The sequence below is a fragment of the Blautia sp. HCP3S3_C4 genome (genome assembly GCF_052064095.1).
Classification (GTDB): Bacteria; Bacillota; Clostridia; order Lachnospirales; family Lachnospiraceae; genus Blautia_A.
On the sequence record NZ_JBQHWF010000027.1, the window covers coordinates 1 to 11,262 of the forward strand.

The following is an 11,262-nucleotide window of genomic DNA, read 5'->3' on the forward strand; positions in this document are numbered from 1 at the left end:
GTCACTCAGGGTGTAGGTTCCATCCTGACCAAACTCATTGTAGGTTACAGTCCTACTGTAATTGTCCGGGCCGGTCACTGTGAAATGGATTTTTTTCTTCTGGTCTGCATTCAGGTCTGTTCCATCCTTTTCACCTGCAAATGTCTTTTTCAGCTGTAGGCTTCCAAAATCTGTCTGCTGTTTGTTAGAAACTATAATCATTTTTTCACCCTGATATGTTTCTAACTTTGTTCCTTCATATGCTCTGTTAAATGCTATAACCAGATTATCATATTCTGTCTTGTTATCTCCGCTATCATGATAACAGAAATATTTCTTGGTATTATCTAGCTGATATCCCTGTGGTGCTGTTTCTTCATAATAATAATAAATTTGATTGTGTTTAACAGCCTTAAATGTTGCAATACCTTTATCATCAGTTTCAACGCTATCAGAATACGCTGATTCTACAGGCTTTCCATCATTGCCAAATGATACCGTTCCCAATTTAAATTTTGCACCTTTTAATACATGATTTAAATCCTGAGAATTTACTTTTTTAATCTGGAAAATTCCTTTTCCTGTAATAGTTGCAGCCGATTTCTGAACAGCATACCAATTTTTTGATTCAGATTTAAAAATTTCATATCCAGTAAGCTCTACAGTATTATCAATCTGAATGTCATAATAACCCTGACTATTAGCTGAGACTCCAGATAAATCCGGTGTAACGCGATACTTCACTGTAGCATATGTAGAATCCGGTACATATATTGTTAATTTACGATTACTTGAATCATACTCATAATAAGCTCCTTCAAGCTTATTAGAAGTATCTCCTTCGTAAATATCTACACCCCCCTCCAATTCTACATTATTCGGAAGTATATCTGAAAGTATAAGTGTTTCACTATTCTGAAGATATTTACGACTATTCTTATTTACTCTGATAGTATATTCTATCTGTGAATCTTCGCCATCAACCGTTACAACATTTCCCTTCTTATACAGAACATCATCCTTCTCTCCCACTGTCACTGTTGCTTCAGCAGTTTGGTCTTCCCACTGTGCTGTATTTTTATATGCTCCGATTTCACTTACCTTTGTACGGAATTTAATACATATTCCTTCATTGGTAACAGATTTAATTGTAAAAGTTAATGTCCCATTATTAGACGTTGGCTCAAATTTTTTCCAAGGATTATTTTGTTCATCATATCTTCCCTGCTCTCCCTGCTCTCCGTTAAATTTTAAATACTTAGCGCTACCAACAACATACGTCAAGCCATTTGGCAGATTATCATTAATTACTACATCTTTTCCTCCCAAATTTGTCGCACCATATTTATCCCAATCATTTTTTACATTACCGAAAAGTTCCCAGTCAATATACCAGCATTTATTTTCAGAGTCATACACGCTGTTGCCTTTTTTGTGTAAAAGCTGATCAGGTTTATCAAACTGTACATGACGTATTACTAATTTCCCACCTGCTACTGCTGAATTCCAAACTCTGTAAAATTCTTTTCCATCTTTTTTCTCAAGACTTAACTTGCTACGATCTTCAAGTTTTACAGAATATTTAATGATAATTGTATTCTTGTATGTTCCATTAAATTTAATAGAAAGTCTATCGTTTCCTTTCGCACCTTTATTTATAGCTGATGACGTCTTACTAAAATTTTTCGTCCAACTTGTATTTGTATCTGACTCTGACACTGTTATATTTAGTGTTTGCTCATCAAATACAAATCCACTATATGCTCCCATCTCATCCGTAATTTCAGTCGTACTATCAGCGACCTTTGCAAGTATATCACTAAATGTAAAATCTTTCAGCATACCGCCTTCATAACTGCTCGGATTAATAGTTATTACGGCTTCTGATTCATACGTCTCATCACTTTTTTTATTAAAACTTTTTTCAATACACGGTTTTGCTTTAGGACCAACGCTTTCACCGTTAGCACTATCAACATCAGTTCCATTAAATTTACCACCATTATTAACTGTTACTTTCTGTACTGGATCCGATGGTGTCAATGAAGTTTTTGGCTTTGTATCATATTTAATACGATATTGATATTCTCCAGCATCTGAAGGTAATGTCGCCGTAAATGTTTTTGCATCATTTCCATTATGTTGTACTGTAAATGGTGTTATTTCTGTTTCCTCATCATTTTCTATCCTATAAAGTTTAAATGAATCCCAATCAAATACCTGATTATCAGATGTCATAATATCAACATATTGGTAACTTGATACATTCTTTTTGACTGTTCCTGTATTCAAATCAACTGTCCAATGGATAATTCCTGTACCATCAGTCGTTGATGAAGCCGATTTCTTTCCACTTTTGAAACCTATTATATATGGCCAACTTGTGTTTTCACCATCTTTAGTATTTTTAATAAACCATTCTATCTTATTATTAAGTCCCTCTACTCTTCCATCATTTCCAATCCAATCCAAATTAATAATTTCCGCTTCATATGTAATTTTTTTTGTCTCACCTTTTGAAATTGAGATATTTGTAATTTTAAAACCATCTGTCGTTTGTTCTGCTGAAACAGAAGTACCATCTTCCCACTTCATACTAGAATAATCTATCTTCAAGTTTGACTTAGAAATCTTCGTTCCATCTGGTTTTGTTATATCTGATAATAACGGAGTATCAACTACTATAACTTCTGTAGCATCCCTATTACTATTATTTTTTAATTCAATAGTAAAAGTTATCTTTTTCGTTTCATTATTATAAGTGTATTTTTTTTCTCCATCAATATGTGGTTTCTTTATTTTAATTATAACCGGTGTTGTAGTTCCAGGAAAAGTAATTTCAATTTTATCATCTATAATCGAAGTATTTGAATCTAATTTAAACATATATTCAAAAGTTCCTGAAACCTCTTCTTTTGAACGTAAAAAAGAAGTATTAACATTAAAATCTACTGTGCCATCTTCATGAATAAAATATGTACCACAGTTTTCATTATTCATCTTAATAGGCCCACTACCTTGTGGTTTTGGATTTACTATTAAACTTGCCGATGGAATTTTCCATTTTAATGTGATAGTGTCAGCATTACCAGCTTTTGCTACAAGCTCTTTTCTTTTAATTTCATTCAGTGCATATGTCATACTAGCCATAAACCCAGAGTTTATATCGTATGTTTTATCTGAAGTAATCGGATTCTTCTGCAAATCTGTTACTGTCCACGAAATATTATCTACATTATTTTCAAGTTGTTCTGAAACAACTGTTCCTGTCGCAGCATACATACGTACTGCTCCATATGGAGAAAAACTATTATTTGTAAATGTTATAGACTGAACTGTACCATCTTCTGCTAAATCTACAGAACCATTCACAATCTCTGCCGAGCCATCATTGTCCAAGTGAACAACTTTAGAATCTACAACTTCTCCTTCTGTTGTAGTCGTTTCAGCTGTTTTAAAATTCATTGATACCGTTACATAATCATTGGGCTCAATACGTCCACCCTCAGATGCAGACTGAAAATATACATCATACAAAACATAATCAACAATATTTTCAGTGCTGATACCCAACTGATTTCCCAGCTGACTATTAAATGCAGCTATTGCTGCATTGTATGCATTACTTCCTGGTGCCATATAATCTGCTTTGAGTTCCGCATCCTGTGGAAGATTTGCTGTTTTTCCTGCATTAGCTATAATAGACACTCTTGAATCATCATATACAAACTCTGTTTTCTTCGGCACCTCTGTCGGTGTTGCCTCCGGAACCTCTGTTGCCTCTGGTACAGGTGTAGCTGTTGCTTCAACTGCAGGGGCTTCTGTTGCTATTGGCTCTGCTGCAGGAGTTACTGTAACCTCTGGCTCTGCCTCATTCTCTGCAGGTGCCTCTGTAGGTGCTGCAGACTTTTCGCCCTCATTTTCTTCTTCCGTAGGAGTCTTTTCCTCCGGTGTTTCCTCCACCTGTTTCTCAGGTGTTTCCTCCGTCTGTGCTGCCGGGGCTTCCGTTACTGTGGGAACCGCAGCTTCGCTGCTGGCGTAGATAACACTGGTCGTTGCCTGTTGGAAGATCATCAGGACTGTCAGTATTGCTGCCAGATAGCGTCTGACTTTCGTTGTTTTGCTTTTCATAATGTCATCCTCCCTTTGAATAAATATTTTCTTATTTCTCTATTGTAAATAGCAAATACGGATGATAAATCCGCCTGCCGATGAGACTTCATAACTGCAAAATGACTAACAGTCATGATACTTTATCTCATTATTTGAGTATAGCATCATAAATTTTCAGATTCAATATTTTTACTTTTAAAAAAAATTATTGTAGGACAATTCCGTCGATTTGCCCAAATTTTTTTATTGATTCTCGAAAATTTTCGTATCCTCAAAATTCAGATCACAAGGCCCTTATTTTGCAGAATAAAAACAAAAAGCGAGACTCTTACCACACACGCTATGTGTGTAGTAAGAGTCTCGCCGTTTCATCACGATACGGATGGAATCTTTACCCGTTGAGACTGATGACACTGCAAATCTACATCTGTCACCTACTCCCTGTTATATATTCCACTATAGACTGCCTGGGAAGTTTTGTCAAGCTATAATTGAAAATTGTGGAGGATTTTCGTTATAATTATTACCGTTCACTCCGTTCTCAGTAATACGCCTCACAAGATAAGCTTTTTAGCAGATTTCTGCTCCTGCCGGCATTTCTTTCTCCGGAACCATAAGGGAGAGATTTCCATCTGCATCTTCTGCACAGAGGATCATTCCTTCACTGAGGATTCCTGCAAGTTTGGCAGGTTTCAGGTTAGTCACTACCATTACTCTTTTGCCAACCATTTCCTCTGCACTGTAATGCGCTTTAATTCCTGATACAATCTGACGCACCTGGCTTCCGATCTGTACCTGTGAGCAAAGAAGTTTTTTGGATTTCTTTACTTCCTCACAGGAGATAATCTTGCCCACCTGGAACTGAAGTTTTTCAAAATCATCAAATGTGATCTCCGGTTTTGCTTCCATATCGATCACATCTTCTTTTTCCTCTGCTGGCTCTTCTGCTTTTGGCGGATGGAGCTCTGCTACCTTTTCCATTACCTCCTTCAGGTCCAGACGTGCAAAAAGAATCTCAGGTTTCTCAGTTACCTTGTTTCCTGACGGATACAGGCCAAATGTATTAAGATCCTCAAGAGTTCTGTCTTCTGCACTTAACTGAGCAAGGATTCTCTCTGTCGTTTCCGGCATAAAGGATTTCAGAAGAGTTGCACCAATGCAGATTCCCTCAACCAGGTTGTAGAGAACTGTTGCAAGGCGGTCTTTCTTCTCCTCATCCTTTGCAAGTGCCCATGGCATTGTCTCGTCAATATATTTGTTGCAGCGTTTAAAGATTGTAAATACCTCTGTCATCGCATCTGCTACACGAAGCTTGTCCATCTTTTCGTTTACTTTTGCAGGTACGGAGAGAATGAAGTTCTTAAGATCATCATCTACTGGCTCAGCTACACCCTTATTCTCTACAACGCCGCCGAAGTATTTGTTGGACATGGAAATTGTACGGTTTACAAGGTTTCCAAGAGTATTTGCAAGCTCAGAGTTGAGACGCTCTACCATCAGCTCCCAGGTGATCACACCATCATTCTCAAATGGCATTTCATGAAGCACAAAGTAGCGGACTGCATCTACGCCAAAGAAATCTACCAGTTCATCTGCATAAAGTACATTTCCTTTGGATTTACTCATTTTGCCGTCGCCCTGGAGCAGCCATGGATGGCCAAATACCTGTTTCGGCAGCGGCAGATCCAGTGACATAAGGAAGATCGGCCAGTAAATTGTATGGAAACGGATAATATCTTTACCAATAAGGTGCAGGTCTGCAGGCCAGAGCTGTTTGAACTGCTCTGTGCTCTCACCGTCACAGTCATAGCCAATTCCTGTAATATAGTTAGTAAGGGCATCCAGCCATACATATACCACATGCTTCGGATCAAAATCTACCGGGATTCCCCATTTAAAGGATGTTCTGGATACACAGAGATCCTGAAGTCCCGGAAGAAGGAAGTTGTTCATCATTTCGTTCTTACGGGATTCCGGCTGAATGAAATCCGGATGTGTGTTGATATAGTCGATCAGCTTGTCTGCATATTTGCTCATTTTAAAGAAGTATGCTTCCTCCTTTGCAGGCACACAGGGACGTCCACAATCCGGACATTTGCCGTCTACCAGCTGGGATTCTGTGAAGAAGGATTCACAGGGAGTACAGTACATACCTTCGTAATGTCCCTTGTAGATATCTCCCTTTGCATACATTTTTTTGAAAATTTTCTTAACCTGTTTTTCATGGTCTTCATCTGTGGTACGGATGAATTTATCATAGGAAGTATTCATCAGATCCCAGATCCGTCTGATCTCTGTAGATACGTTGTCCACAAATTCCTTTGGAGTGATACCTGCTTCTTCTGCTTTTAATTCGATTTTCTGGCCATGCTCATCAGTTCCTGTCTGGAAGAATACATCATAGCCCTGCTGACGTTTATAGCGGGCAATAGCATCGGCAAGAACAACCTCGTAGGTATTTCCGATGTGCGGCTTGCCGGAGGTATAAGCTATGGCAGTGGTAATATAATATTTCTGTTTTTCCATTGATCAGTTTCTCCTTTATTTTCAGTACAAATTACAAATCATCATTCTTATTGTATTATAGCTGTTTATGCAGAGATTGTAAACCTCAGTTTTTCAGCGGATATGTATGCTTCTGCTGCTGTAGAGCTGACGCCAGATCATACGGAAAACCACAGTGGTAAAAGTAATTCCGGCAGACATGCTGGCAGCGAAGAGAAGGGTGTAGGTTCCTTCTTTGGAAAAGCCGGCATAGTTTCTGTGCATGAGACAGTTCATGGCACGGTAAAGGGCAGCCCCGGGAATCAGTGGGATGGTGGCAGATACCAGGAATACAGTAACCGGTGTTTTGACCATACGGGCCATCACTTCTGCATAGAGAGTTGTCAGTACCGTGGAAATAAATCCGCAGAAATAGGGGTTTGCATTGATACAGGCAGCTGCCAGATAGGTTGCCCATGACAGAAAACCGCCGATGGTGGCAAATATTAATTTTTTCCCTCTGATGTTAAACAGGGCAGCAAAGCCCAGGGAACCAAGGAGTGCTGCCATTAACTGGATAAATTCCTTCATTTTCTTAGTCCTCTTTTATCCCAATATAAATCCTGCAAAGGTGAAGCCCAGAGCGATCACCAGAGCCAGTAGTATAGATTCCATAAAGCGTATCAGTCCTGTGATGGTATCCCCGGAAAACATATCCCTCAGGGAATTGGTAAAGGCGATTCCGGGAATCAGAAGCATAATGTTTCCGATGCTGATCAGATCTGCATGATCACCGATTCCGCTGTATACAGCCAGATTTGCCAGAAATCCTCCCACAGTGGAGCAGATCAGGGCTGTAATCAGAGAATTGACGGAACCTTTTTTCACGAAAGCTTCTATAAATTTCAGCAATACACCGATGATCGCTGAGGCTGCCATATCCTTCCAGTCTCCGCCGAAAAACACAGAAAAGGAACCGGAGACCAGGGCATAGATCAGAAGCTGCATCCCAAAGGAATAATGTGGTCTGTTCTGTATCTGTATCAGCTTTTCCTTTATCTCCTCATGGGTGGGCTTTTCCTGACATATTTCCCTGGAAAGCTGATTCAGCTGGTCTACCCTGTCCAGGTCATTGACCATGCCGGAGACCCTGCGTGTCTGGGTGCAGACCCCGAAATCAGTTCCGTATATGGTGGTAACGATACTGGAGGTAATAGAAAATACATCTGCCCTCTCCGCCCCGTATGCCAGGCAGATCCTGCGGATGGTATCCTCCACCCTTCCTACCTCTGCGCCGCTAACCAGCAGCTGTTCACCAATAGACATAGCACAATATAAATATTCTTCTGCTTCCCTTCGATTCATAGCTCTTACTCTCCTGATCTCTTAGACATCCCCACCCACTGCTTATTGCTTTTCACAATTGAAGCAGGGGACTTACTTGATTCGGGTCAAGCGGATATTCACAGTGACGTAGCAAAAAGAAATGCCCTTGCAGGAAAAATCCTGCAGGGCATTTTTTTACTGTTTTATATAACCTTCAGATTAGCCGAAGTATCTCTTAAGCAGACCAGCGAATGCTTTTCCATGTCTAGCTTCGTCGCGAGCCATCTCGTGTACTGTATCGTGGATTGCATCCAGGTTAGCAGCTTTTGCACGTTTTGCAAGATCTGTCTTTCCTGCTGTTGCACCGTTCTCAGCTTCTACTCTCATTTCCAGGTTCTTCTTTGTGCTGTCTGTAACTACTTCGCCAAGTAATTCAGCGAATTTTGCAGCATGCTCTGCTTCTTCATAAGCTGCTTTCTCATAGTATAAACCGATTTCCGGATATCCTTCTCTGTGAGCAACTCTTGCCATTGCAAGATACATACCAACTTCAGAGCATTCACCCTGGAAGTTTGCTCTTAAATCAGCCATGATGTCTTCGCTGGATCCCTGAGCTACGCCTACTACATGCTCTGCAGCCCATGACATTTCAGCATCCTGTTTCACGAATTTGGAAGCCGGTGCTTTACATACTGGACAGGCTTCCGGAGCCTGCTCGCCTTCATAAACATATCCACATACACTACATACCCATTTTGTCATAATTAAGATCTCCTTTTCTTATTTTAATTTGTTTTGGTTACTGTCTTATAGATCACAGTAATATTTATTGTTTCAGAACCTGTCCCAAAAAATTCAGGCCAGTTCCGGCATTGCCTTCTGCCTTATAAAAAACAGATGATTTTTACTTTTCTTTGATAATAGTAATCGTTACTGTTTTCTACGCACTTAGATTAACATACTTGATAATAAAAATCAAGTTTTATTTTTATTTTTTTCTTCCGCCGTTTCCTTTTGCGTTTCTTTCAGACAATCCTCACAGAGTCCAAAAAATCTGGCGCTGTAGTCTGTGATTTTCCCTCCGAAGTTCTCACCGGCATTGTCCATAATATGATGAATCCCCTCACTTTCCAGATCCATGATCCGGTTGCAGCGGGTACACATAAAATGGCAGTGCCGCTCCGTACATCCGTCGAAATGATCCGCACCGGCAAAGGAGGACAGCTTCTTGATCTCTCCCAGATCTGCCAGCAAAGACAGATTCCTGTACACAGTTCCCAGACTGATATTGGGATAAATCAGCTTCATATTCTCATAAACTACATCAGCCGTAGGATGGTCTGTCCTGGTTTGCAGAAATTCCTTGATAGATTCTCTCTGGCGGCTGTATTTCAAAGTAGCCACAATTTTCCTCCTTTCTGATTATTTACTGTAACAGATAACTCTGTACTAGCATCCTGTTCAATATTAATAATCATTACTGATATTGTTATCATACGATATTGGAGTGTTTTTATCAAGTTATTTATAAAAAATTTGCTTCCCTTCATAAAATTCTATCCTTCTTTGCATAAAGAAACGGAGCCTTCTTTGACTCCGTTTTTTTATCTGCACGTACTTTATTTTGGGAAGCTTAACTGTGTTTCAACTGAAGTCGATTAACCTGATCTGCCAGAGCATTGATTTTGACCTCATTGATCATTATCCTGTTCATCCATGTAGCCGATACGTCCATCTTATTAATAAGGTTCAGATGATTCTCTGCGAGAATAGAAAGATTCCGGTCTGTTATGTTTTCCAGATGCAGCCTGAGATCCGCAAAATTATCTCTGGTCTCTTCCTCAAACCGCTCCTGGCGCTTCTCCATTCTCTCCATCCGGGAATCCAACCCATCCATACGGGAATCCAGCCCATCCATACGGCTTTCAAGTCCATCCATACGAGTCCCAAGACCTCTGACTTCTGCCAGCACAGCTTCCAGTATTTCTCTATCTGTCACCATTTTCCACCTCCTTATAGCCCGTATCGTTCTTTTGTATAAAAATGATTATACCATCGTCCTCCCAATCCGTCCAGCAAAATCCCCTCATTCTTTACTGTCGTTCATTTTTTCCTCAATGGCCACACCGACCCGGTTATAAACGGTCACCGCATCCTGAATATGAGGAATATTATTCACTTCACTTCCAGGTGCCCCTGCAGTAACAAAAATATATTCCCTGCCCTCAATCTCCGCAAAGCTCGCCAGACAATGTCCTGCCTCACTGGTATACCCAGTCTTACCGCCAAGTATTTTTCCACCTGTAACTGTGGGATCTGACAGATTTTTAAACATTGTACTGTAGTAAGTAATGCCATCAGGGTGGACATTGGTAATTCCCGTAGAATGTCTGGCAGTCTCAATAATCTCCCTGAACGTATCATTCTTAATACAATACTTCATCAACACTGCAATATCCTTCACCGTACTGTAATGATTCGGATTATGCAGCCCCGTAGAATCGCAGAAATGAGTATCAACCATCCCCAGCTTCTTCGCCTTCTTATTCATCAACTCCGCAAAATCCGCCTCCGATCCACTGATGGTATCCGCCAGCGCAATACAGCACTCCGCACCAGAAGGAAGCATAGCCCCATAAAGCAGATCCATAACCCGAACCTCCTCCCCCGGCTGAAACCCGGCCTGCGTAGCCCCTTCCTCATACAAACCCGCAAACATATCATCCGTCAACGTAATCTTCTCCTCCAGATCATCCAACTCCTCAATCCCCAGGATCACCGTCATAATCTTCGTCATAGAAGCCGGATAAATCCGCTCCTCCCCATTAATCTCCCCCAGGATCTTCCCACCCCGCGCCTGCATCAAAACAGCATCAGGACTATTGATCCCGGTAATATCCACCTCCCTCAAAACCGGCTGTTCAAACTGCGCAAACCACTCCTTCACACCCTTATCCCAGCCAATCATAATCACCATGGCACAGATCACAATAATCTCCAAAAACACACAAAGCACAATCCTCCCCAGATTCGTCCCCCTGCGACTCCGGCCACTCCCAGATCTCCTCTTCCGACTCTGCTTCCTGTCTCTCACTACCAACACACTCCCCTCCCAACATTCCAAATGTTACTATTCACTCCGTTCCCAGCAACGCGCTTCGCGATGCACAGAGTTTATGCTAATCGCATAAATTTTTACTTGTATAACTATACCACACCACCCCCACCCCCTGTAACCCCATTATTATATTATCCCCCATTTCCTACTTCCCCCCCAGTCTGTCCGAAAACCTTATTTTTAGGCATAAATTTAGCCCCTTTCCTTCATCTGTGACATTGAAAACTGAATAAAATACACAG

At 40.6% G+C, this 11,262-nt stretch carries 8 protein-coding genes; all 8 read right to left on the minus strand.

Annotated features, from left to right (window positions below):
- Positions 1 to 4,110: SpaA isopeptide-forming pilin-related protein (locus ACTNC6_RS15710; protein WP_441044569.1), on the minus strand; the 4,110-nt coding region annotated here is incomplete at its 3' end.
- A gap of 552 nt (positions 4,111 to 4,662) precedes the next feature.
- Positions 4,663 to 6,618 carry a methionine--tRNA ligase gene (gene metG / locus ACTNC6_RS15715; RefSeq protein ID WP_433844752.1) on the minus strand — a complete coding sequence of 652 codons (1,956 nt, stop codon included), beginning with the start codon at positions 6,616 to 6,618 and terminating at the stop codon, positions 4,663 to 4,665.
- A gap of 93 nt (positions 6,619 to 6,711) precedes the next feature.
- Positions 6,712 to 7,167, minus strand: a complete 456-nt coding sequence (locus tag ACTNC6_RS15720; protein WP_433844751.1) for a threonine/serine exporter family protein — start codon at positions 7,165 to 7,167, stop codon at positions 6,712 to 6,714.
- A 15-nt stretch (positions 7,168 to 7,182) separates the two neighbouring features.
- Positions 7,183 to 7,941, minus strand: coding sequence for a threonine/serine exporter family protein (locus tag ACTNC6_RS15725; RefSeq protein ID WP_441044570.1), 759 nt, complete (start codon positions 7,939 to 7,941; stop codon positions 7,183 to 7,185).
- A gap of 180 nt (positions 7,942 to 8,121) precedes the next feature.
- Positions 8,122 to 8,664: an NADH peroxidase gene (locus ACTNC6_RS15730; RefSeq protein ID WP_173743152.1), complete on the minus strand. Its 543-nt coding sequence runs from the start codon at positions 8,662 to 8,664 to the stop codon at positions 8,122 to 8,124.
- Positions 8,665 to 8,877: 213 nt separating this feature from the next.
- On the minus strand, positions 8,878 to 9,306 hold the full coding sequence (locus ACTNC6_RS15735; protein WP_441036564.1) for a Fur family transcriptional regulator: 429 nt from the start codon (positions 9,304 to 9,306) through the stop codon (positions 8,878 to 8,880).
- Positions 9,307 to 9,535: 229 nt separating this feature from the next.
- On the minus strand, positions 9,536 to 9,904 hold the full coding sequence (locus ACTNC6_RS15740) for a hypothetical protein (protein ID WP_441036566.1): 369 nt from the start codon (positions 9,902 to 9,904) through the stop codon (positions 9,536 to 9,538).
- An 84-nt stretch (positions 9,905 to 9,988) separates the two neighbouring features.
- Positions 9,989 to 10,909: a D-alanyl-D-alanine carboxypeptidase family protein gene (locus ACTNC6_RS15745; protein WP_441044571.1), complete on the minus strand. Its 921-nt coding sequence runs from the start codon at positions 10,907 to 10,909 to the stop codon at positions 9,989 to 9,991.
- Positions 10,910 to 11,262: the final 353 nt, after the last annotated feature.

Bases quoted from the DNA above. Each gene is read 5' to 3' on its own strand.
- ACTNC6_RS15730 (WP_173743152.1), bottom strand. From the start codon at position 8,664: ATGACAAAATGGGTATGTAGTGTATGTGGATATGTTTATGAAGGCGAG.
- ACTNC6_RS15720 (WP_433844751.1), bottom strand. From the start codon at position 7,167: ATGAAGGAATTTATCCAGTTAATGGCAGCACTCCTTGGTTCCCTGGGC.
- metG (WP_433844752.1), bottom strand. From the start codon at position 6,618: ATGGAAAAACAGAAATATTATATTACCACTGCCATAGCTTATACCTCC.
- ACTNC6_RS15725 (WP_441044570.1), bottom strand. From the start codon at position 7,941: ATGAATCGAAGGGAAGCAGAAGAATATTTATATTGTGCTATGTCTATT.
- ACTNC6_RS15740 (WP_441036566.1), bottom strand. From the start codon at position 9,904: ATGGTGACAGATAGAGAAATACTGGAAGCTGTGCTGGCAGAAGTCAGA.